General features: G+C 70.3%; 16 protein-coding genes, 1 other RNA gene and 3 pseudogenes. 4 read left to right on the top strand and 16 right to left on the bottom strand.

Annotated elements, in window-relative coordinates; translation table 11 throughout:
• Positions 1-21: 21 nt before the first annotated feature.
• The 12 genes and pseudogenes from K1X59_RS15220 to ffs form a co-directional block, all read right to left on the bottom strand.
• Complete coding sequence (locus K1X59_RS15220) at positions 22-1092, bottom strand: aspartate-semialdehyde dehydrogenase (RefSeq protein WP_183150695.1); 1071 nt, start codon at positions 1090-1092, stop codon at positions 22-24.
• A 240-nt stretch (positions 1093-1332) separates the two neighbouring features.
• Positions 1333-2613 (bottom strand): aspartate kinase, encoded by a 1281-nt coding sequence (locus tag K1X59_RS15225; protein ID WP_183150696.1) that lies wholly within the window; start codon positions 2611-2613, stop codon positions 1333-1335.
• Positions 2614-2726: 113 nt separating this feature from the next.
• The gene (locus tag K1X59_RS15230; RefSeq protein ID WP_220173550.1) at positions 2727-3644 is read right to left on the bottom strand and encodes a DMT family transporter; all 918 of its coding nucleotides are present in this window, start codon (positions 3642-3644) and stop codon (positions 2727-2729) included.
• On the bottom strand, positions 3641-4234 hold the full coding sequence (gene recR / locus K1X59_RS15235) for a recombination mediator RecR (RefSeq protein WP_183150697.1): 594 nt from the start codon (positions 4232-4234) through the stop codon (positions 3641-3643). The genes K1X59_RS15230 and recR overlap by 4 nt, the downstream gene beginning before the upstream one ends.
• Positions 4234-6521: pseudogene (locus K1X59_RS15240) on the bottom strand (DNA polymerase III subunit gamma and tau). The gene recR and the pseudogene K1X59_RS15240 overlap by 1 nt, the downstream one beginning before the upstream one ends.
• 45 nt (positions 6522-6566) lie before the next feature.
• Positions 6567-9073, bottom strand: a pseudogene (locus tag K1X59_RS15245) (glycoside hydrolase family 65 protein).
• Positions 9070-9828 (bottom strand): HAD-IA family hydrolase, encoded by a 759-nt coding sequence (locus tag K1X59_RS15250; protein WP_183150698.1) that lies wholly within the window; start codon positions 9826-9828, stop codon positions 9070-9072. The pseudogene K1X59_RS15245 and the gene K1X59_RS15250 overlap by 4 nt, the downstream one beginning before the upstream one ends.
• A gap of 100 nt (positions 9829-9928) precedes the next feature.
• The gene (locus tag K1X59_RS15255; protein ID WP_220173551.1) at positions 9929-11149 is read right to left on the bottom strand and encodes an acetate/propionate family kinase; all 1221 of its coding nucleotides are present in this window, start codon (positions 11147-11149) and stop codon (positions 9929-9931) included.
• Positions 11146-13262: pseudogene (pta, locus tag K1X59_RS15260) on the bottom strand (phosphate acetyltransferase). The gene K1X59_RS15255 and the pseudogene pta overlap by 4 nt, the downstream one beginning before the upstream one ends.
• 64 nt (positions 13263-13326) lie before the next feature.
• Positions 13327-14040, bottom strand: coding sequence for a hypothetical protein (locus K1X59_RS15265; protein ID WP_183150699.1), 714 nt, complete (start codon positions 14038-14040; stop codon positions 13327-13329).
• Positions 14041-14080: 40 nt separating this feature from the next.
• Complete coding sequence (locus K1X59_RS15270) at positions 14081-14647, bottom strand: rhomboid family intramembrane serine protease (protein WP_258566872.1); 567 nt, start codon at positions 14645-14647, stop codon at positions 14081-14083.
• Positions 14648-14710: 63 nt separating this feature from the next.
• Positions 14711-14807, bottom strand: an RNA gene (gene ffs, locus K1X59_RS15275) — signal recognition particle sRNA small type.
• Positions 14808-14952: 145 nt separating this feature from the next.
• On the opposite strand from ffs, the gene K1X59_RS15280 reads away from it, so the two are divergent.
• The 4 genes from K1X59_RS15280 to K1X59_RS15290 all read left to right on the top strand — a co-directional run bounded on the left by K1X59_RS15280 (position 14953) and on the right by K1X59_RS15290 (position 19394).
• Positions 14953-15942, top strand: a complete 990-nt coding sequence (locus K1X59_RS15280; RefSeq protein WP_183150700.1) for a MoxR family ATPase — start codon at positions 14953-14955, stop codon at positions 15940-15942.
• A gap of 294 nt (positions 15943-16236) precedes the next feature.
• A complete protein-coding gene (locus tag K1X59_RS15285) occupies positions 16237-17142 on the top strand; it encodes a DUF58 domain-containing protein (RefSeq protein ID WP_258566873.1) in 906 nt (301 codons plus the stop codon).
• Positions 17129-17593 (top strand): hypothetical protein, encoded by a 465-nt coding sequence (locus K1X59_RS21700; RefSeq protein ID WP_244632069.1) that lies wholly within the window; start codon positions 17129-17131, stop codon positions 17591-17593. The genes K1X59_RS15285 and K1X59_RS21700 overlap by 14 nt, the downstream gene beginning before the upstream one ends.
• Before the next feature lie 199 nt (positions 17594-17792).
• A complete protein-coding gene (locus K1X59_RS15290) occupies positions 17793-19394 on the top strand; it encodes a DUF3488 and transglutaminase-like domain-containing protein (RefSeq protein WP_258567230.1) in 1602 nt (533 codons plus the stop codon).
• A 36-nt stretch (positions 19395-19430) separates the two neighbouring features.
• On the opposite strand, the gene K1X59_RS15295 is transcribed toward K1X59_RS15290, so the two are convergent.
• The 4 genes from K1X59_RS15295 to K1X59_RS15310 form a co-directional block, all read right to left on the bottom strand.
• Positions 19431-20321, bottom strand: a complete 891-nt coding sequence (locus tag K1X59_RS15295; RefSeq protein ID WP_183150701.1) for a rhodanese-related sulfurtransferase — start codon at positions 20319-20321, stop codon at positions 19431-19433.
• A gap of 76 nt (positions 20322-20397) precedes the next feature.
• The gene (locus tag K1X59_RS15300; RefSeq protein ID WP_220173552.1) at positions 20398-21132 is read right to left on the bottom strand and encodes a hypothetical protein; all 735 of its coding nucleotides are present in this window, start codon (positions 21130-21132) and stop codon (positions 20398-20400) included.
• Positions 21129-21857: an ABC transporter permease gene (locus tag K1X59_RS15305; RefSeq protein ID WP_183150702.1), complete on the bottom strand. Its 729-nt coding sequence runs from the start codon at positions 21855-21857 to the stop codon at positions 21129-21131. The genes K1X59_RS15300 and K1X59_RS15305 overlap by 4 nt, the downstream gene beginning before the upstream one ends.
• Positions 21854-22570 (bottom strand): ATP-binding cassette domain-containing protein, encoded by a 717-nt coding sequence (locus K1X59_RS15310; RefSeq protein ID WP_183150703.1) that lies wholly within the window; start codon positions 22568-22570, stop codon positions 21854-21856. Before K1X59_RS15310 ends, K1X59_RS15305 begins: the two co-directional genes overlap by 4 nt.
• Positions 22571-22577: the final 7 nt, after the last annotated feature.

Below are 22577 nucleotides of genomic sequence, written 5' to 3' on the forward strand. Positions count from 1 at the left end.
GACGGCATCGGAACGCGGGACTCAGCTCACCGGCGCGAGACGCTCCGCGAGCACCTCGGCGATCTGCACGGCATTCAGCGCTGCACCCTTGCGGAGGTTGTCGTTGCTGACGAAGAGCACGAGCCCCTTGCCCTCGGGCGCGGACTGATCGGCGCGGATGCGGCCGACGAAGCTCGGGTCCTTGCCTGCGGCCTGCAGCGGCGTCGGCACCTCGTCGAGCATGACGCCGGGCGCCGCGCTCAAGACCTCGCGAGCGCGCTCTGGCGTGATGTCGCGCGCGAACTCGACGTGGATCGAGAGCGAATGGCCGGTGAAGACCGGGACGCGCACGCATGTACCCGCGACACGAAGATCAGGGAGTTCGAGGATCTTGCGGCTCTCGTTGCGGAGCTTCTTCTCCTCGTCGGTCTCGTTGTCGCCGTCGTCGACGAGGTTGCCGGCGAGCGGGATCACGTCGAACGCGATCGGGGCCACGTACTTCTCGGGCTCCGGGAAATCGATCGCGGAGCCGTCGTGCACCAGGCGCAGGGTGTCGCCCTGCGCGAGGACGCCCTCGACCTGACCGAGCAGCTCCTGGGCGCCGGCGAGACCGGAGCCGGACACGGCCTGGTAGGTGGACACGATCAGACGTTCGAGGCCGGCCTCCGCATCGAGCACCTTGAGCACCGGCATCGCGGCCATCGTGGTGCAGTTCGGGTTGGCGATGATGCCCTTGGGTCGATCGTCGATCGCGTGCGGGTTGACCTCGCTGACCACGAGCGGCACCTCGGGGTCCATCCGCCACGCGCTGGAGTTGTCGACGACCACGGCGCCGGCGGCGGCGAAGCGCGGTGCGTAGGCCCGGCTCGCGGTGGCACCGGCGGAGAACAGGGCGATGTCGATGCCCGTGGCATCGGCCGTCTCGACGTCTTCGACGATCACGGTCGCGCCGCCGAACTCGATCGCGGTGCCTGCGGAGCGCGCCGAGGAGAACAGGCGCAGATCGCGGATCGGGAACGACCGCTCGGCGAGAATCTCGCGCATCACGGTGCCCACCTGGCCGGTGGCGCCGACGATGGCGACGGAGAGTCCTGATTCGGAGATGCGGGTCATGATGTTCCTTGGCGTCGTGCGGTACTGCGTACGAGGCTTCGGGCGCGGCGTCGGGATGCGGAAGCTGCGCCTGGCGCCGGTGTCAGGGTTTCGGTGAGTCTATCGCGGTCGGATGCCGGGGAGACGATTCCCGGACTCGAAGTCGATTCGCCGAGCGGAAGACGATCCGCCGAGGGTTTCACAGAATCCCTCGGCGAAACGTCTCTTCCTCGGCGAAGCGTCGGGATCCGACGGGTCGGATCAGCGACCGGTACCGGCGTGGACGGTCGCTTCCGCCTCGCCGTCGAGGCCGTAGGCGGTGTGCACGGTGCGCGCAGCTTCGGTCAGGTCGGTGTCGCGGAGCACCACCGAGATGCGGATCTCCGACGTGGAGATCATCTCGATGTTGATGCCGCCGGCCGACAGCGCCTCGAACAGGGTCGCCGAGACGCCGGAGTGCGTGCGCATCCCCGCACCGACCACCGAGAGCTTGCCGATCTGGTCGTCGTGGATGAGGTTCTGGAAGCCGACCTCGGACTGGTCGCCCGCGAGGGCCTTGAGCGCTGCCGCGGCATCCGCCTTCGGCACGGTGAAGGAGATGTCGGTGCGTCCGGTGGCCGACACGTTCTGCACGATCATGTCGACGTTGGCGCCGGACTTGGCGACGATCTTGAAGATCTCGGCGGCCTTGCCCGGAACGTCCGGCACGCCGGCGACCGTGATCTTGGCCTGGCTGAAATCGGTGGCGACGCCGGCGACGATCGGTTCTTCCATGACTGCTCCCTCGGCTTCGCGAGGGTTCTTCATGCCCTCGCCCAGAACGTACGTGCCCTCGGCCGACGAGAACGTCGACCGAGCGTGAATCAGGACGCCGTGACGGCGTGCGTACTCGACGGCGCGGATGTACAGCACCTTGGCGCCGTTGGCCGCGAGCTCGAGCATCTCCTCGCTCGAGACGTGATCGAGCTTCTGCGCCTTCGGGATGACGCGCGGGTCAGCGGTGAAGATGCCGTCTACATCGCTGTAGATCTCGCACACGTCGGCGTCGAGCGCAGCCGCGAGGGCGACGGCGGTCGTGTCGGAGCCGCCGCGACCGAGCGTGGTGATGTCGCGGGTGTCGCGGTTGAAACCCTGGAATCCGGCGACGATCACGATCGCGCCCTCATCGAGCGCTTCGCGCAGACGGATGGGAGTGACATCGACGATGCGGGCCGCGCCGTGCTGCGAGTCGGTGATCATGCCCGCCTGGCTGCCGGTGAACGACCGCGCCTCGAATCCCATCGAGTGGATCGCCATGGCCAGCAACGCCATCGAGATGCGCTCCCCGCTGGAGAGGAGCATGTCGAGCTCGCGCGGCGCGGGGATGGGCGCGACCTCATTGGCGAGTTCGAGCAGCTCGTCGGTCGTGTCGCCCATGGCGCTGACCGCGACGACGACGTCGTGTCCGGCGCGGCGCGTGTCGACGATGCGCTTGGCGACGCGCTTGATGCTCTCTGCGTCGGCGACCGACGAGCCGCCGTACTTCTGCACGATGAGGGCCACGTTCACTCCCTGGGATGTCGGGCGGATCCGCCCACGCTCATTCTACGGAGCAGGCGTATGCCCCGTTGTGCATGTGACGCATGCGGCCGGTGCCGAGCGGGAGCGCGCGGCGATCAGGGGGTGGGAGGGAGAGCCTGGGGGGCGACAGGGCGGAGACGCCCGCCGGTGGCCGCGAACCAGCATCCGATGATGATCAGCGGGAACCCGATGAGCAGCCCCGGAGTCAGGGGTTCGGCGAGCACGATCGCGCCGAGAACGATCGCGACCACCGGGTTGACGTAGGTGAACAGCGGGGCGCGGACCGGCCCCACCTCGCGGATGAGAGCGAAGAACGCCAGGAACGCCACCGCCGTGCAGATCACCGCGAGAGCGAGGAGCGCGACGATGGACGGGAGCGTGGGGAGCTGGTGTTGGGTCAGCGCACCGAACGGCAGGTAGAACACCCCGATCATCAGCAGCGACAGGGTGATGGTGCCCAGCGAGGGAACGTCGTTCAGCTTGCGCGCCACGATGAAAGGGGCGATCGCGTAGAGCACGGCGACCAGCAGAACCTCACCAGCGGCGAGCAGACTGACCTCTCCACCGAAGAGCCCAGGACCCGCCACCACGATCGCGACGCCGATGAACCCGACGAGCAGGCCGATCCCTCGAGCGGGACGGAGGACCCCGCGGTCGCCCCCACCGAGAGCGATCAACGCCGCGAACAGCGGAACGGTCGCCACGAGCAGACCCGTCATCCCGGACGGGAGCGTCATCTCGGCATGGCCGAGCAACAGGAACGGTCCGGCCATCTCCACCGCACCGAAGGCCAGAACCCACGGCCAGTGCTTCAGCGCCGCACGCAGCGCCCCGCTCCGGATCGCGAAGGGCAGCAGCAGGAGTGCCGCGATGAGCGTGCGCCCCGCGACGATCGCCGGTGGCGAGAACGACTCCACAGCGACGCTGATGAACAGATACGGCACGCCCCAGAGCAGGGCCATGGCCCCGAACAGCAGCCAGCCGCGACGCGAGAAGCCCGCGTTCGGGGTCACAGGATGCGCCGGCCCTCGAACGCCCGCCCGAGTGTGACCTCGTCGGCGTACTCGAGGTCGCCGCCGACAGGCAGCCCGGACGCGAGCCGTGACACCGTGATCTGCATCGTGGTCAGCAGACGGCTCAGGTAGCTCGCGGTCGCCTCACCCTCGAGGTTGGGGTTCGTGGCGAGGATCACCTCTTGCACGGTGCCGTCGGCCAGCCGCGTCATGAGCTGGGCGATGCGAAGGTCGTCGGGCCCGATACCCGCGATCGGGCTGATGGCGCCGCCGAGCACGTGATAGAGCCCGCGGAACTCGCGCGTCCGTTCGATGGCCGCGACGTCTTTCGCGTCTTCGACGACACAGATCAGCGCCTGGCTGCGTCGAGGGTCTCGGCAGATCGCGCAGCGCTCCTGTTCGGCGACGTTTCCGCAGATCTCGCAGAACCGCACCCTGGTGCGGATCTCGCTGAGCAGCTCCGCGAGACGCGCGACGTCGAACGTCGGCGTCTGGAGGATGTGGAACGCGATCCGCTGCGCGGACTTGGGACCGATGCCGGGGAGCCGACCGAACTCGTCGATCAGCTCTTGAACGATGCCGTCGTACATCAGGAGAACCTCGTGGGGGGCTCGTAGGGCTCTTCGCGAAGGAACGTCGCGCCGAGCACCTGGCGGATCACGGCCTCCCCGTAGCGCTGGACTCCCCCGACCGAGGGAGCACGATCGACGACGACCGGTGCGGAGGCCGACGCGCGCTGCGCCTGCGGAGCCGCACGCTCGGGAGCCGGCCGAGATGTCAGCGGCGGCTCATACGAGGGGTCGTACGGCGGCTCGTCGTCGAACACCGGCGCCTCGTCGTCTCCGGGGAGCGGGGGCTCGTCGCTGTCGACCGCGCCGTCGGAGGGCGGGACCGGAGCCGACGCCGCCGCCTCGACCTCTTCCGGCTCCTCGTCGACCGGAAGCGGCGACGAGGGAACGGGCGGGCTGCTCGATGCTTCGGCGGGAGCCGTGGGAATGGGTGCCACCGCCCATTCCGTCACCGGGGATGCCGACGCGCCGCGGACTCGCGGGAGGGAGGACCCCGCTGACGCAGGCTCCGATGCAGGAGCGGAATCGGCGGGCGCTGAGGGTCCGGAGGCGGCGGACTGCCGCGGTGCACCTCCGGTCGGCATCGGCGCGGGGAGGTACTTGACCCGCACACCGAGCTCATGTTCGATCGCGGAGCGGAGGTGGTCGGACGGCCCTGATCCCGGTGTCGTGCCCTTGAACTTCGCGACGTCGTGCTGGCTCGTGAACCCGAGGGTCAGCACCTCGGTCTCGGTGACGTAGGCCAGCGGCTGCACAGCGGTCGCCAGCAGCCACGACGTGCGGCTGATGCCCTCGAGGCGCGTGAGCACCGCAGGCCACGACGCGGTGATGCGCTCGAACGTCACCGGCCCCTGGGGGACGCTCGGCTCCGCGACGGGGTCGGGGGTCGGCGTCTCGGAGCGCTCAGCGGGCTGCCCCTGATCCGCAGCAGGGGAGGCCGCAGGAGCGGCAGAAGGTGCCGGAGCGGCGACAGGTGCCGGGCCAGGAGCAGGTGTCGGCGCAGCAGCAGGTGCCGCGTCCGTCGCAGCAGGTGCCGGGACCGCAGCGGGCGCCGGAGCCGGAGCAGCGCCGGCAGCGGATGCCGGAGCAGCCGCTGTCGCAGCAGCGGCGGCAGCACGCGCCGGGGCGGCACCACCGTCGAGCACCGGGGTCGCAACAGCCGGGGTCGCAGCAGCCGGGGCCGCAGCGTCCGATGCCCCGGCGAGCACTCGAGCCACCATGAGCTCGAGGTGCAGGCGCGGGGATGTGGCACCCGACATGTCGTCGAGGGCGGCGCTGACGACATCGGCCGTGCGCGAGAGCCGCGCGGAGCCGAAGGCCTGAGCCTGGCCGCGCATACGCTCGAGGTCGTCTTCGGCGATGCCGCGCAGGACGGCCGAGGCCCCCGCGCCGACGGCGGCGATGACGATGAGGTCGCGCAGGCGCTCGAGCAGGTCGTCGACGAAGCGGCGAGGGTCCTGACCGGTCTGCACGACGCGGTCGATGGCCGGGAAAGCGGAGGCCGCATCTCCCGCGGCGAGCGCGTCGACGATCTCGTCGAGCAGGGCGGCGTGCGTGTACCCGAGGAGGGGAGACGGCGCGGGCGTAGCCGACCGTGACGGTCTCGGAACCGGCCGGCGCATCGGAACCGGCGATCAGCTGGTCGAGCAGCGAGAGCGTGTCTCGGGGGATCCTCCCCGGCGCGGACCACGAGCGGCAGCACACCCTGCTCGACGATCACGCCCTCTTCGGCGCACAGCTTGGCGACGTACTCGAGCATCGCGGCAGGCGGCACGAGTCGGAACGGGTAGTGGTGAGTGCGGGAGCGGATCGTGCCGAGAACCTTCTCGGGCTCGGTCGTCGCGAAGATGAACTTGACGTGCTCCGGCGGCTCTTCGACGAGCTTGAGCAGCGCGTTGAACCCCTGCGGGGTGACCATGTGCGCCTCGTCGAGGATGAAGATCTTGAAGCGGTCGCGGCTGGGTGCGAAGGTCGCCCGCTCGCGCAGGTCACGCGCGTCGTCGACGCCGTTGTGGCTGGCCGCATCGATCTCGACAACGTCGAGGGAGCCGCCGCCCGCACGGGAGAGCTCGACACAGCTCGGGCAGGTGCCGCACGGGACGTCGGTCGGGCCCTCGGCGCAGTTCAGGCAGCGCGCGAGGATGCGCGCCGACGTCGTCTTGCCGCAGCCACGGGGGCCGGAGAACAGATAGGCGTGGCCGACCCGGTCGCCGCGCAGCGCCGTCATGAGCGGATCGGTCACCTGCGACTGCCCGATCATCTCGCCGAACGTCTCGGGTCGGTAGCGGCGGTAGAGGGCTGTGGTCACTACAACAGCCTAAGGCGTGCCACCGACCTTCGGCGGGCCGAGCGGTCAGTCGATCGGCTCGATCACCGGGATCGCCGTCGTGATCACGGGGACGGATGCGGACATGCGCGTCCCGTCCTCGCGGCGGGCGTCGGCGAACTGCCGCAGCGTCGGGCGTCCGGGGATGCGCGGGCCCTGGTCGGCGAGCGGCACGACCACCTCATCCTCCTCCGTCGCGAAGTAGGCGGTGTCGCGCACGCTGAACGGCACAGGGGGCCGCTGCGCACCTGCACGCGCAGCTCGTCCTTGGTGACGGTCACCTGGAGCGTCGATCCCTGCCACTGCAGCGGGAACGACAACGACGGCCAGTCCGCAGGAAGCCGAGGGTCGAAGCTCAGGTCGCCCGCGTAGTCGCGCATGCCGCCGAAGCCGCACACCAGCGCGGTCCACACCCCGCCCGCAGAAGCCACGTGCACGCCGTCCGCCGCGTTGTGGTGCAGGTCGTGCAGGTCGACGAACAGCGACTGCTCGAAGTACTTCTGCGCGAGGTCCTGGTAGCCGACCTCGGCGGCGAGGATCGACTGGACGACCGCCGACAGGGTCGAGTCGCCCGTGGTCAGCGGATCGTAGTAGTCGAAGTCCGCCTTCTTCTCCTCGGGCGTGAAGTGGTTGCCCTGCAGGAACAGCGCGAGCACGACATCCGCCTGCTTGAGCACCTGGAAGCGGTAGATGACCAGCGGGTGGAAGTGCAGCAGCAGAGGCCGCTGCTCGGCAGGCGTGTTGGCGAGGTCCCACACCTCCCGTTCGAGGAACAGCGAGTCCTGCGGATGGATGCCCAGACCCTCGCTGTAGGGGATGTACATGGCCTCGGCCGCGCGCTCCCACGCCTCGGCCTCGCCGACGCCGAGTCCGGTGCGGTCGACCAGCTTCACGTAGTCGTCGGGGTAGCTCTCCCGGATCTCGCGCACGACCTTGGCCGCGTAGCGGAGGTTGTAGCGCGCCATGACGTTCGTGTAGAGGTTGTCGTTCACGACGGTCGTGTACTCGTCGGGCCCTGTGACGCCGTGGATGTGGAACGTCTCGATGCCGTCACCGGCATCCGTCTCCTCCACCAGGCGTGTCGCACGCCAGAAGCCGAGCGTCGCCCACAGCCGCGCCGTCTCGATCGCGATGTCGGCACCCTCGCGGCGGAGGAACTCCTCGTCGCCCGTTGCGCGCACGTACTTGCCCAGTGCGAAGCTAATGTCGGCGTTGATGTGGTACTGCGCGGTGCCTGCGGCATAGTACGCCGAGGCCTCCTCGCCGTTGATCGTGCGCCATGGGAAGAGCGCCCCGGCCTCGTTGAGCTGCGCGGCACGACGACGAGCGGCCGGCAGCATCTTCACCCGCGCGCGCAGCGCGTTGTACGCCCACCGGGGCGAGGTGTAGGTGAGGAAGGGGAGCACGTAGATCTCGGTGTCCCAGAAGTAGTGGCCGCTGTAGCCCGAGCCGGACACGCCCTTGGCCGGCACGCCGGCGCCATCGGCACGGGCGGATGCCTGCGCGAGCTGGAACAGGCACCACCGTGTGGCCTGCTGCAGGTCGTCGCGCCCGCCGATCTGCACATCGCTGCGCTCCCAGAACGCGTCGAGCCACTCCCGCTGCCGCGTGAAGACCGTCTCGACGCCCTCGTCGGCAGCCCGGTCGAGCGAACGACGGCAGCGGTCGACGAGCTCCCGCGGAGGCACGCCGCGCGAGGTGTGATAGCTCACGAGCTTGGTGACCGTGATCGGCACGCCCGCCTTCGCCTGCACGCGGAACACGTTCTTCGCGATGTCGGGCTCGACGAGCGTGCGGGCGTTGTACGCGTTCTCGGTCTCGACGATGTGGTCGGCGACGACGGCGACCGTCATCCCGGAATCCGCGACGCGATACGACAGCGCGGAGCGCAATCCGTCCTGCCAGTGCTCGGCCGGTTCCAGCACGCGGTCGGCGATCTTCTCGGCCTTGCGAGGGTCGAACGCCGCCGCCTTCGTGCCGATCGGCGTGCCCGCGTACACCCCGGCGCCGTCCTGCCGGTTCAGCAGCTGACAGCTGATCGTGACCGGTGCGTCGGAGTTCTCCACGACGACCTCGAGCCGGAGGACGGCGAGGTGGCGCTCCTCGAAGCTCACGATGCGCTCGTCGCGCATCCGCACCCGCTTGCCCGACGGCGTCTCCCACACCACATGGCGCTCCAGGACGCCGGTGCGCAGATCGAGGGTGCGCCGGTACTCCCGCACGTCGGCGTCGTCGAGCGAGATCGGTTCGTCGTCGACGTACACGCGCATGACCTTGGCATCGGGGGCGTTGACGATCGTCTGGCCGACCTCCGCGAAGCCGTAGGCCTGCTCGGCGTGCCGAATCGGCCAGGTCTCATGCAACCCGTTGATGAACGTGCCGTGCTCCTGGGCGCCGCGACCCTCGATGTGATTGCCCCGAAGGCCGAGGTAGCCGTTGCCGACGGAGAACAGCGTCTCGCCGACGCCCTCCTCCGAGTAGTGCGTGTCGATCAGGCGCCACGGGTCGACGGGGAAGCGGTCGCGATCGATCATGCGGTCTCCGGGATGTCGGTGCGGGAAGCGGGGAGGAGGACGGCGAGGTCGTCGACGACCACGGTGGCGCCTGCCGAGTGGAGGGCGTCGGCACCGGCGCCGCGGTCGACGCCGACGACATCAGCGAAGCCGGCTGCCGCGGCGGATGCGGCGCCCGAGGTGGCGTCTTCCACGGCGACGGAGCGCGAGGGGTCGACGCCGAGGGCGACGGCTCCGGCGGCGAACATGTCGGCGGCGGGCTTGGATGCGAGACCGTCGCGCTCGGCGACGACCCCGTCCACGACGATCCGGAAGAAGGAGCGGATGCCCGCGGCGCCCAGAACCTCTTCGGCGTTCTTGGAGCTCGACACGACGCCCAGCGGGATGCCGGCGGCGTGCAGGCTCTCGACGAGCGCGAGCGAGCCGGGGTACGGGGCGATGCCCTGACCGCGCAGCGACGCCGCGAACGCAGCGTTCTTGCGGTTGCCGATGCCGCACACCGTCTCGGCCGACGGCTCATCGTCGACCTGACCCCACGGCACTTCGACGTTGCGGCTGCGCAGCAGACTCGCGACGCCGTCGTAGCGCTTCTTGCCGTCGACGTAGTCGTAGTAGTCGGCATCGGTGTACGGCGGGGTGATGCCCCATCGCGCGAACACGTCGTCGAACACGGCCTGCCACGCCCGCATGTGGACCTCGGCCGTCGGGGTGAGGACGCCGTCGAGATCGAAGAGCACGCCGTCGGCGTGGAACAGGTCGGGCAGTGCTTCTGGCACAGAGCCTCCAGGGAGAAGGGCGATCAGCGGGCCGGCACCTCTCCGTGCCACTGTGCCAGCGTAATGCGGTCGCACGCCATGGGGTAACCCCGCGGGAGGGTCAGAGCATCGCAGCGGTCTGGCGTGCGATCTGCAGCTCCTCATCGGTCGGCACGACGAGGACCGTCACGGCCGACGCGTCGGAGGAGATCCGGCGGATGCCGCGCTCACGGGCTTCGTTCCTCGCCTGGTCGATCTCGATGCCGGCGAACCCGAGCGTCGCCATGGCGGCCGCCCGCACGGGGGCCGCATTCTCGCCGACACCGGCCGTGAAGGAGATGACGTCCACTCCCCCGAGCTGCGCGATGTACGCGCCCGCATAGGCGCGCAGTCGATGCACATACACATCGAACGCGAGTGTCGCGGCGTCGTCTTCCGCCTCGATGCCCGCGAGGATGTCGCGCATGTCGCTGCGACCGGCGAGGCCCGCCAGACCGCTGCGCGTGTTCAGGAGCGCGTCGAGGTCGTCGATCGAGAGGCCGGCACGGCGCGAGAGGTGCACGAGCGCTGCGGGGTCGATGTCGCCCGACCTGGTCCCCATCACGAGTCCCTCCAGCGGGGTGAGTCCCATCGAGGTCTCCACCGACCGACCGCCGTCGATGGCGGTCACGGACGCGCCGTTGCCGAGGTGGAACACGATCTGCTTGAGCCCGGCGAGGTCGCGGCCGAGGAACCCTGCGGCCGCCTCGCTCACGTACTGGTGGCTGGTGCCGTGGAAGCCGTAGCGTCGCACCCGGTGCTCTGCGGCGAGCGCTGCGTCGATCGCGTACGTGTATGCCGCGGGCGGGAGCGTCTGGTGGAACGCCGTGTCGAACACCGCGACATGCGGCACCCGGTCGAACACGGCGCGCGCCGCGCGGATCCCGGCCAGGTTCGCGGGGTTGTGCAGCGGCGCGAGCACCGCCAGCTCGTCGATCTGCCGCTCCACATCGGCGTCGATCGGCGTCGGCGCGTAGAAGCGGGCCCCGCCGTGGACCACGCGATGCCCGACCGCGACCGGAGGATGTTCGTCGAGCGAGGGTCCGCGCTCGGCGAACTGCTCCCGCATGACCTCGAACGCCGTGGCGTGATCGGGGACCGGACGCTCGCTCCGATAGGTCGCGTCGAGCATGGTCGGCGCGGCCTCCGCCCCGCCCGCCGGCCGCACGGTGTGGGCGACCGGGCTCGCTTCCTGACCGATGCGCTCGATCAGTCCGCTCGCGAGGAGATCCTCCTGCTCGATGTCGATCAGGCTGTACTTCAGCGAGGAGGACCCGCTGTTGATGACGAGGATCGCACTCACGCCGCATCTCCCTGCGCCTGGATCGCCGTGATCGCGACCGTGTTGACGATGTCGTCGACGAGAGCGCCGCGGGACAGGTCGTTGATGGGCTTGTTGAGTCCCTGCAGCACGGGTCCGATCGCGACCGCTCCCGCGGAGCGCTGCACGGCCTTGTAGGTGTTGTTGCCGGTGTTCAGGTCCGGGAAGACGAAGACGGTCGCCCTCCCCGCCACGGCGGAGTCGGGGAGCTTGGCCTTGGCGACCGCGGCATCCGCCGCCGCGTCGTACTGGATCGGGCCTTCGACAGGCAGTTCGGGCGCGCGCTCGCGGACGAGGGCGGTCGCGGCGCGGACCTTGTCGACGTCGGCGCCTGACCCGGATTCCCTGTCGAGTACGACAGCATCGCCACGCGCGGATCGATGCCGAACTGGCGGGCGGTCGTCGCCGACGAGATCGCGATGTCAGCCAGCTGCTCGCTCGTGGGGTCGGGGATCACCGCGCAGTCGCCGTACACGAGGACCCGGTCGGCGAGCGCCATCAGGAAGACGCTGGAGACCACGTTCACGCCCGGCTTGGTCTTGATGATCTCGAACGACGGCCGGATCGTGTGCGCGGTCGTGTGCACGGCGCCCGACACCATGCCGTCGGCCAACCCGAGGTGCACCATCATCGTGCCGAAGTACGACACGTCGGTCACGGTGTCCGCGGCCTGGGCGAGAGTGATGCCCTTGTGTGCGCGCAGCCGCGCATACTCGGCGGCGAAGCGCTCGACCAGCTCAGGGTCGGTCGGGCTGAGCACCTGCGCCGCGCCGATGTCGAGGCCGAGCTCCGCGGCACGCGCGCGGACGGATGCCTCGTCGCCGAGGATCGTCAGGTCGGCCACCTCGCGCGCGAGCACCGTGGCAGCGGCGCGCAGGATGCGATCGTCCTCTCCCTCCGGCAGCACGATGCGACGACGGTCGGCTCTGGCCCGCTCGATGAGCCCGTACTGGAACATCAGCGGCGTGACGACGTGCGCCTCGGCGAGCCCGAGCTGTTCCGTGAACTCGGCGATGTCGACGTGCGCCTGGAAAAGGCCCAGCGCCCGGTCGTAGCGACTGCGCGAGTCGGCCGAGATGCGCCCACGGGTGCTCATGACGCGCACGGCCGTGTCGTAGGTGCCGAGGTCGGTCGTGATGATCGGCACCGAGGATGCGAACCCGTCGAGCAGCTTCACGATCGGCTCCGGCAAGGGGAAGGGGCCGTTGAGGATGATGCCGGCGATGCGCGGGAACGTCCCCGACGAATCGGCCAGGAGTGCGGCGAGAAGGACCTCGGTGCGATCCGCCGGAATCACGACGACCGCTTCTTCCGTGAGCCGCGGCAGCACGTTCACCATCGACATCCCCGCGACGACGATCGTCAGCGCCTCTCGCGTCAGCCGGTCATCGTCGCCCTTGAGCAGCGTTCCGTCGACGGCGGCCAGGATGCCGCGGATCGAGGGGGCGACCAGCGCGCGGTCCTCCGGGATGGCCCACACCGGGGTGCGCTCGTGCGGGAGGGCGGCCCCGACGGTCTCGATGATGGCGTCGAGGGCGTCGGGGTCTGCGCGGTTCACGGCCACGGCGAACAGCTCCGCACGTTCCTGCGTGAGCTCGGGCAGGGCGAGCGCGGCGATCTGCGCGACGGCAGCGGCGGAGCGAGCCGTCGTGGTGCCGAGCTGCTCGGCCTGGCGCTGCTGGTCGCGGCCGCTGAGCACGAGGAGCACGGGCGAGCCGAGGTTCGCGGCGATCCTCGCGTTGAACCCGAGCTCGGCGGGACTCGCGACATCCGTGTAGTCGCTCCCGATGATGACGACCGAGTCGCACTGCGCTTCGACCGCCTTGTACCTCGCCACGATGGTCGCCAGCGCGGCCTCCGGGTCGGTTCGCACGTCGTCGTAGGTCACGCCGATGCAGTCCTCGTAGTCGAGGTGAACGCCGTCGTGGGCGAGCATGAGCTCGAGGATCTCGTCGCGATCGGTGACGGATCTCGCGATCGGGCGGAACACCCCGACCCGCGGCGATACGCGCATCAGGGCGTCGAGCGCCCCGAGGGCGATCGTGGACTTGCCGGTATGGCCTTCGGCCGAGGTGATGTAGATGCTCTGCGCCACGGCTTCAGCTTAGGCGCGGCAGCCTCGGCCCCAACCCGACGTCACCGGGACTATTGCTCGACCGTCACTCGCACGGCCCCGAGAGCGCGGCGACGACCGCCGTCGCATCCGCCTGGAATCGCGCGTAGTAGTCGCGATCGGTGTTGACCTGCACCCGGTGGATCGCGTGCGAGGGTTCCATCGACTGCCAGGCCGGCACCCGCCCCAGCCGTTCGAAGAACAGGGTCGTCGCCGTCGCGGGATCCATCCGCTGCTCGACGCTCCCCCACCAGTCCTGCTGTTGGAACAGCCCGATGCTGGACGTACGCGATCCGTCGGGGTTCGTGAACCCGCGCGTCTCCCAGTCGCCGTAGTCGATGTTGCGGAGGCTGCTCTCGCCCATCGCCGTCATCACCCCGAGGACCTGCCCCTCCCGGGAGTACCCGAGCGCCGCCGCCGTGCGGACGATGGTCGCCGCGTTGTCGAGCTGTGCGCCGCTCCAGCCCTCGATGCCCGCCTCAGGGAGCGTCTGCGGCTCATCGACGCACACGGGTGCCGGATCGTGCGCGAGCCCCCGCGGGATGAGCACCAGCAGGCCGCCGAGCACGGCGACGGCGCCGATCGACAAGAGCACGCGCTGCAGGGTCTTCCTGCGGCGCGCGCGGATCGCGGCCCGCTGCCGTGCGCTCGGACTCCTCCGTCGTGCGGTGCTCCGGCGGCGCGCTGCCGGCTTCTTCGCTGCGCCCTTCTTCGCCCCGGTGGCGCGCGTCGCCCGTGGAGCAGCGCGTCCCGTCGTCATGGTGCCGGCGCTCCACGATCGACGCGGGGGCGGCGGCCGATCAGCGCGGCGAGCCCCCGCCGACCGCTCCGAACAGGTGCCCCTGCCAGGAGATCCCCTCCGCGACGCCGAACACCCCGGCGATCATCGAGCCGCCGTAGAGGGCGACGACGACCACGGCGATCACGGCGTACAGGATGCGGTGTGCCACACGCCCCGGCGCGAACACGCGCATCACGACGTAGCCGAAGTACCCGAACACCAGCCCCGACGCGCCGACCGTCAGCGTGCCCGGCGCATTGACGATCCAGGTGCCGAGGCCGCCGACGACCGCGACGATCGCGGTGACGGCCCAGAATCGGCGGGCGCCCTCGACCGCGACCAGGCACCCGAGCACCAGGAACGGCACCGAGTTGGCGATCAGGTGCTGCCAGTTCGCGTGCAGGAGCGGACCGAGCACGATGCCCCCGAGACCGGACACATCCCACGACCGCAGTCCGAAACCGGTGAAAGAGCCCGGCAGGATCGCATCGGCGAACTGCACGCCCCACATCGCGACGAGCAGGAGCACCGGCGAGGCGAATCGGCCGAGAGGATGCGCCGGTCTCGGAGTGGGGGTGGCGGTCACCGGACGATTGTCGCAGGTGCGCCCCGGAGGAAGCTGCGTGTCGCGCGCCCTCGTCCGGGCAAAGAAAATGACTCTCCGCGCACCCAGCAGAGCCCGGTTACCCTTGCTGCGTTTCCGCCCTGGGGGAATTGGCCTGGATGCCGCCACGCGGAGAGCCGTCTCCTATCCTAACCCGATGCGTCCGGTGCTTTCGCACAGCACCCGGTCCGGCCCCGGAACCTCAAAGGAACCTGCCAGAGCGGCGGCCGCCGCACCGGGTTACGATCGAGTAACGCGCATCGCAGCGCCGACGCGAGAGGGAACGCATGCCAGAGAACGCCCCCCTGAACCCGGTGATGATCGACGCCGACACCTTCGCCGCGCAGACGTCTGCGATCCTCGGCTCCATCGGTCAGGTGATCGACGGGAAGCCCGATGCCGTGCGCAGCGCCCTCGTGTGCCTTCTCGCCGAGGGGCACCTGCTGATCGAAGACGTCCCCGGTGTGGGCAAGACGATGCTCGCCAGGGCCCTCGCCGCCAGCGTGGACGCGACGGTGCGCCGCATCCAGTTCACCCCCGACCTGCTCCCCGGTGACGTGACCGGCGTCTCGGTGTACAACCCGGTCGACCGGGAGTTCGAGTTCAAGCGCGGCGCGGTGTTCGCCCACATCGTGATCGCCGACGAGATCAACCGCTCCTCGCCCAAGACGCAGTCCGCGCTGCTCGAGGCGATGGAAGAGGGACAGGTCACGGTCGACGGCGCGACCCATATGCTCCCGACGCCCTTCCTCGTGGTGGCGACCCAGAACCCGCTCGAGATGGAGGGCACGTACGCTCTTCCCGAAGCGCAGCGCGACAGGTTCATGATGCGCATCTCCATGGGGTACCCGGATGCCGCTGCCGAGGCGCTCATGCTCCGGCAGCGCGATGTCGTGAATCCGCTCGCAGCCGTGTCGCCCGTCGCCGATGCGGCGTCCATCTCGCAGCTCATCGCGTGGGCGCGCTCGGTCCACGTCGCCCCCGCGCTCGAGGACTACACGGTCGCTCTCGCACAGGCCACACGCTCCGACCCGAACCTGCACCTCGGCGCGAGCCCGCGGGCGACGTTGCAGCTGATCAGAGCAGCGAAGGTCTGGGCCGCCCTGGACGGGCGCGACTTCGTCATCCCCGACGACATCACCGCCCTGCTCATCCCCGTGCTCGCGCATCGCCTACTGCCGGCGCGCGGGGCCCACCGCGCCGGGGCGCAGCCGGTCGAGGCCGCGCTGACCCAGATCGTCGAACGGGTGCGGGTGCCCGTCGCCACGCGCTCCTGACCGAGGACCCCATGCGACGACGCCGATCCCTCACCCTCCGCGGAACCGGTGCGCTCATCGCCGCCCTCGGCTGCCTGATCGCGGCCAACATCCTCGGCACCCGCATCCTGCTGTACATCGGCGTGCTGCTGGCCGCCCTGACGCTGTTCTCGCTCCTCGCCGTCCGTCTCCCCCGGCGCTCCGGAAAAGTCACCCGCCAGATATCCACCGATCTGCTCACGGTGTCGGAGACCTCACGGGTGACCGTGCGGCTCACTGCGGGCCCTGCGGGTGCCGCGGGGACTGTGGCACGACGTGCTGCCCCCGGCCGTCTCGGGAGACTCCGGCGGAGAGTACCCCTCCGAGACCGGGCAGCTCAGCTATCCGATCACCGGCGTCCGCCGTGGGGTCTGGCCCCTGGGTCCGCTGCTGCTGCGCACCGTCGATCCGTTCGGGCTCGCGCAGCGCGAGCAGGCGTTCGGCGACACGCGGAGCATCACGGTCGTACCGGAGGTCTTCGCCCTGGCGCCCCTGGCCGTGCGGGTCGGTGCGGCGGGCGGGACGGCGCACACCTCGTCGACACGGCTCGGGCAGGGCAGCGACAACCTGTCGCCGCGCGGCTACATCCCCGGCGACTCGATGCGTCGCATCCACTGGCGGGCCACCGCACACCGCGGCCAGCTCATGGTGCGCCAGGAGGAAGAGGAGTCCAGCCCCGACGCCGTCGTCGTGCTCGACCGCAGCAGCCGCCACTGGGACGCGCCGGGCGCCGACGCCGACCCCGCGTTCGAAGCAGCCGTATCGCTGTGCGCCTCCGCGGCCGTGCATCTCGCAGCGGAGGGCTACAGCGTCGATGTGATCGACAGCGCCGGGATGCTGCTGGGGGCGCTGCGCGGGCATGAGGACGACCGCGACGGTCTGCTCGTGGCCCTCGCGATGGTCGCTCCCCGCGGCGAGAGCCGCGACCTGGCGACGCTGATCGGAGGTTCCCCGCCCGGGCCGCTCGTCTTCATCACGGGCCGACTCGACGAAGAGGATGCCGCTCTGCTGCGTCCGGCCGGCGCCGCTGCCCCGATGCTGTTCAGCACCGAGCTGCTCCCCGGAGCGGCCGAGGCGTCGTCTCCGCACGGCTGGACGGTGGTGCCGCTCGGGCCCGACGTCGCCGAGGCCTGGGAAGAGGCCGTCTCGGCACGGATCGGGGTGGGCGATGTTCCGCGCTGAGCAGTCCGCACCGGCAGCGGCAGCGCCCGCCGTGGGGTCGCCGCGATGGCACCGCGACCGCGAGGAACGGTACGGTGTCGTCGCCCCGGCCGCGCTGGCCGCCGTGGCCACCATGGTGGCGATGTGGCCCTACACCTCGGTGATCTCTCCTGGCGCATGGTCGTTCGACGTCCTGCTCGTCGTGATCGCCGTCGCCGGTACCGGAATGCTGCTGCGCCGCCTGCTGCGCCGACGCGCCCCCTGGCTCCGCGACGTCGGCACGTTCGCCGGACAGATCGTGGTCGCGGTCGCCGTCGTGACGCTGCTCATCGCCGGTGACACCGCCTTCCTGGGGATCATCCCGACCTCGACGACGATCGCCCTGTTCGGAGCGCTCGGCGCGGCGGCGGTCGAAGCGGTCGTCTTCGGCTCCGCCCCCTGGACGCCTCGCCCGCACTCGCGGCCGCCATGAGCGTCGGCTTCGCCGTCGTCGCGATCCTGATGGATCACCTGGTGGCGCATCGCTCTGCGGTGCTGGCCGCCCTGCTCACCGGCAGCATCGGCGCCGTGCCGATGATCGTCACGCTGGGCGAGACCAACGTCGTCTGGTTCGTGCTCTTCGGCGTCACCGTCCTCCTCCTCTTCCACTTCACGGCACGCCGCCATCCGGAATCCCCCGACGCTCATCCACCCCGGTCGCCGTCGCGGTCGGCGCCGCCGCGCTGGTCACGACCGTCGCGATCGCCCCAGCCCTGCCCCTCGCGACCAGCGTGGCCGGCACGGGGGTCGGTGTGACGGTCGACGCGTCGCTGCGTCTGGGCGACGACCTGCGCCAGCCCAATCCGGTGGAGGTGCTGACCGTCGCGGCGGAGACCGACACCGCTCCGTACCTGCGGCTCACGACGCTCTCGCGTTTCGACGGACGCGTGTGGCAGCCCGATCAGGGGGATCTGCAGTCGCAGGACGACGGGTTCGGCGCACCGGAATGGACCGAGGACGTCGCGACGGAGGAGGAGAACACCTCCATCCGGGTGCTGCGCATGTCGAGCTCCTGGCTCCCGGTGCCGTATCCCGCCACGGATGTGCAGGGGCTCAGCGGCTCCTGGCGGGTCTCGCCCGACAACCGCACCCTCTTCTCCCGCAGTGCGGATGCCGTCGGCAACGACTACACGGTCACCTCATCGCGGCTCGCCCCCACCCTGGAGCAGATCCGTGCCGTCGATGCCGCAGCTCCGGTGAGCGACCCCGACACGGAATCGGTCGAGCTGCCCGGAATCGTCGATGAACTCGCCGCCGAGGTGACCGCGGCCGCGAGCACCGACTACGACCGGCTCATCGCCCTGCAGAACTGGTTCCGCTCGGACTTCACCTACTCCCTCGAGACCCCGGTGGAGGAAGGCTTCGACGGCACGGGGGCCGAGGCGGTCGGCGCGTTCCTCGAGGAACGTTCGGGGTACTGCGTGCACTTCGCGGGAGCGTTCGCCCTCATGGCGGAGAGCCTCGGCATGCAGGTGCGCATCGTCGTCGGCTACCTTCCCGGCTCGCTCACCGACGAGAAGCGCGGCACCGAATCCGTCTTCTCGGTGACCAGCGACCAGCTGCACTCCTGGCCCGAGGTCCGCTTCCCCGGCATCGGCTGGATCCCGTTCGAACCCACCGCCTCGCTGGGCGTTCCGACCGCCTTCAGCCCTGGCACCACCGAGGGCAGCGACCCCGGGAGCCCCGCCACGCCCGCACCGACCACGGCGCCGCAGACGGAAGAGACCTCGGGTCCGGAGATCGATCGGAACGATGCGGGCGGCGACTCCGCCAGCGGCGACGAACTGCGCACACTCGATCCGGCACCGGTGCTGTTCACGACGCTCGGCGCGGTGGCGCTGCTGCTCCTCCCGGCGGCCATCCGCGTCGTCGAACGTCGGGGGCGGATGCGCAGGGCGCGCCGCGGCGACCCGGCAGCTGCCTGGGCCGAGATCCGCGACACGCTGATCGACCTGCAGCTGCCCGTGTCCGATGCGGAGACCCCGCGGGTGCGGGCCGCCGGGCTCGTCGACGACAGTCACGTGGATCCCGGGGCGATGCGTCGCCTGACCGATGCTGTCGAGCGGGCGAACTACGCCAGATCCGGTGACACCCCGACCGACCTCTCCCCGGCGTTGCGCGAGGTGATCGTGCAGCTGCGCCACAGTGTGGATCGTCCGACGCGTGTGCGGGCGACCTTGCTTCCCCGATCGCTGTACGCACCCCGCGCCGCCGAACCCGGCGTCGCGGTGTGACCTCTGCCCGTCAGCGAGCGTTCACGGTCGCGGCGCTCAGGCCGCGTGTGCGGTGCACGCGACGGCGTCGCAGGCTTCGCACACCACGAACTGCGAACGGCACGACGGGTCGGGGCAGTTCGCGGTGCGCTTCGTCGCCGCTCCGCACCCTGCGCACTCCCCGATGACCCGTGCATGGTCGGAGAAATCGACGGAACCGCGGCCGTCGAACACGTACAGCGACCCGTCCCACAGACCGTCGTCGCCGTACTTCTCGCCGTACCGGACGATGCCGCCCTCGAGCTGGTACACCTCGCCGAAGCCGCGCGACGTCATCAGGCTCGACAGCACCTCGCAGCGGATTCCGCCGGTGCAATAGGTGACGACGGGCTTGCCCTTGAGGTCGTCATAGGCGCCGGAGTCGAGAAGCCGCACGAAGTCTCTGGTGGTGTCGGTGTCGGGAACCACCGCGCCACGGAACCGACCGATCTGCGCCTCGAGGGCGTTGCGTCCGTCGAAGAAGACGACCTCGTCGCCGCGCTCCTCGATCAGGCCGTGCAGCTCCTCCGGGGTCAGTCGCGCGCCGCCGCCCACCACTCCGTGCTCGTCGACGCGCAGTTCACCCGGGGCGCCGAAGGAGACGATCTCTTCACGCACCTTGACGCTGAGCTTGGGGAAGTCGACGCTGCGCCCCTCGGCGTCCACGCCCGTCCCTTCACTCCATTTGATGTCGGCGTCAGCGAAGGGGGCATACGAGCGAAACGACCGGCGCCACTTCTTCACCGCGTCGAGGTCACCGCCGAGCGTGCCGTTGATCCCGTCCTTCGAGATGAGCACGCGCCCACGCAGTCCGAGCGCCTCGCCGAGGTCGCGTTGCCAGACACGGACCGCCTCGGGGTCGGGGAGAGGGGTGAACGCGTAGAAGAGGACGATCTTGGGGGTTGCCACCTAGGGATCCTACGTCGTGTCTCCGTGACGGTCGGCATGCGCCCGCCGAGATGCGCATCGGAGCCGCTCGGGGCGATTAGGTGACATCGCGTCTCAGGAAGAGGACTCCCCCGCCGAGCAGAGCCGAGGCCACCCACCCGCCGGCCACCAGCGCAGCCAGGGAGCCGTCGAGGCGGACCTCCGGCGCGATGCCCACGGCGGTGACATCGAACGGGAAGGCCTGGAGCATCGAGAGGAGGGGCAGATAGACGGCCCCCGCCCCCCACAGCATCGCCAGGAGCACCGCCACCGCCATCGACATCGCGGCGACGAAGAGTGCCACGAGGTGGGACTGCACGACGAGTCCGATGCCCATCCCCCACAGGCCCGCGACCGCGCCGACCACGAGGGTGGATCCGACGGATGACCAGTTCACCGGGACCCCGCCCATCGCGACCGCCAACGCCACATGCCCGCCGACCACGCCCGCGAGAGCGACGAGTGCGCCCCCGACCGCAACAGCCGGCAGCCTGGCGAGGAGGAGCACCCAGCGCGGCTGCACTGTGAGTCGCTGCGCGATCACGCCGTCGCGCCGGTCGATCGTGTAGCGGAAAGAGCCGTAGACCGCCGCGAGCACGGCGCCGTAGGTCGCGAGCACGACGCCGAACGGGGCGGCGAGCGCCTCGCGGAGGTCGGCCGGCGCACCAGCGAGTTCGGGAGGGATACCGGCCGCCACCGACAGCGACACCACGAACGCCGCCGCGGCTGCCCCGAGGAGCACGACGTCGCCGCCGAAGCCAGCGGCCTGCGCACGAAGCGCCCGACCGATCACGCGACTCTCCTGCGTCCCAGAACCCACGCGCCGAGGACCAGCGCGATCGTCCACACGAGTCCGACGCCGAGAGCAGGCACGAACTCGAGCAGGCGACCCTGGTAGCCGGGGACGCTCAGAGCGACGAGGGCGAGCCCCGGCGAGAACTTCGCCACGTCCGGGGCCGTGCGCATCATCGCGAACTCCACGGCCATCGGAAAGACCAGGACGATGCCGGCGGTCAGATAGTAGTTCCGGGTGATCCAGCCGATGGCTCCTCCGATGAGAGCGCCGAGCACCGCACCGCACACGGCGCCGACATAGATGCGCCACGCGAGGGGGGTGAGCACGAGCGTCGACCCCTCGGGGATCAGGAGGAACAGGACGAGGACCGTCCACAGCGCGAAGATGCCGACCGACAGCGCGACGGCCACGAGAGCGCCCGCGATGAGCTTCGCGGAGAAGGCCCGACGGAAGCCGACCCCCGTGAGCGTCCGGTCCATCGAGTCGTAGTAGTACTCGCGGGTCACGGCGTACGCACCGACGAACGCTGCGGAGATGACGGACCAGGCGAGGGGCTCCAGCAGTCGGGTGGTGGCCGCAGCGGAGTCGAGGCCGGCGAGGTCGAACCGCGACCCGTCGGAGAAGAGCACGAAGAGGGGCATGAGGAGAGCGATGAAGTAGACCGCGATGACGGAGGTCCCGCTCACGGCGCGCAGAACCTCGCTGCGGACCGCGCCCCTCATGCGGACGCTCCTTCGACGAGCTCGAAGTACTTGCTCTCGAGCGTGTCGGTGTCTCGCGTGACGAGGTCATCGAGGCGTCCGGAGAAGAGCACACGCCGTCGGATGATGACGACCTCGTCCACCACGTGTTCGAGTTCGGCGAGCTGGTGGCTGGCGATCAGCACGGTGCCACCACGTTCGGCGAAGTCGCGGAGGAAAGCACGCAGCCAGCGGATGCCGTCGGGGTCGAGGCCGTTCGCCGGCTCGTCCAGCACGAGCGTCCGCGGCGAACCGATGAGGGCGGTCGCCAGCCCGAGCCGCTGGGCCATGCCCGTCGAGAAGGTCTTCACCCGACGTCGGGCGTCCGCCGTGAGCCCCACTTCCTCGAGCACCTCGTCGACGCGGCTGCGAGGTGCACCGCACGCGAGCCGGCAGATCTCGAGGTGGCGCCGCGCCGAGATACCGGCTTCGAAACCGAACCCGTCCATGTGCACACCGACGTGCGATGCCGGGTCGGCGAGAGCCGAGAACGCCACGCCGTCGATGAGGGTTTCGCCGCTCGTCGGCGCGAGCAGACCGACGATCGCCCGCAGCGTCGTCGACTTGCCTGCGCCGTTCGGCCCCAGGAGCCCGACGATCGTGCCCCGCGGTACGGCGAACGACAGCTCGTCGACCGCGATCCGGCGCCCGTACCTCTTCGTGAGCCCTCTGACTTCGATTGCGTGATCCTTCATCCTCATC

The sequence above is a fragment of the Microbacterium sp. Se5.02b genome, assembly GCF_019464375.1.
GTDB lineage: Bacteria > Actinomycetota > Actinomycetes > Actinomycetales > Microbacteriaceae > Microbacterium.

What these genes read in the sequence shown, in the direction of transcription:
- K1X59_RS15220 (WP_183150695.1), bottom strand. Translation starts at nt 1,092, where the DNA reads ATGACCCGCATCTCCGAATCAGGACTCTCCGTCGCCATCGTCGGCGCC.
- recR (WP_183150697.1), bottom strand. Translation starts at nt 4,234, where the DNA reads ATGTACGACGGCATCGTTCAAGAGCTGATCGACGAGTTCGGTCGGCTC.
- K1X59_RS15265 (WP_183150699.1), bottom strand. Translation starts at nt 14,040, where the DNA reads ATGACGACGGGACGCGCTGCTCCACGGGCGACGCGCGCCACCGGGGCG.
- K1X59_RS15280 (WP_183150700.1), top strand. Translation starts at nt 14,953, where the DNA reads ATGCCAGAGAACGCCCCCCTGAACCCGGTGATGATCGACGCCGACACC.
- K1X59_RS21700 (WP_244632069.1), top strand. Translation starts at nt 17,129, where the DNA reads ATGTTCCGCGCTGAGCAGTCCGCACCGGCAGCGGCAGCGCCCGCCGTG.
- K1X59_RS15305 (WP_183150702.1), bottom strand. Translation starts at nt 21,857, where the DNA reads ATGAGGGGCGCGGTCCGCAGCGAGGTTCTGCGCGCCGTGAGCGGGACC.
- K1X59_RS15310 (WP_183150703.1), bottom strand. Translation starts at nt 22,570, where the DNA reads ATGAAGGATCACGCAATCGAAGTCAGAGGGCTCACGAAGAGGTACGGG.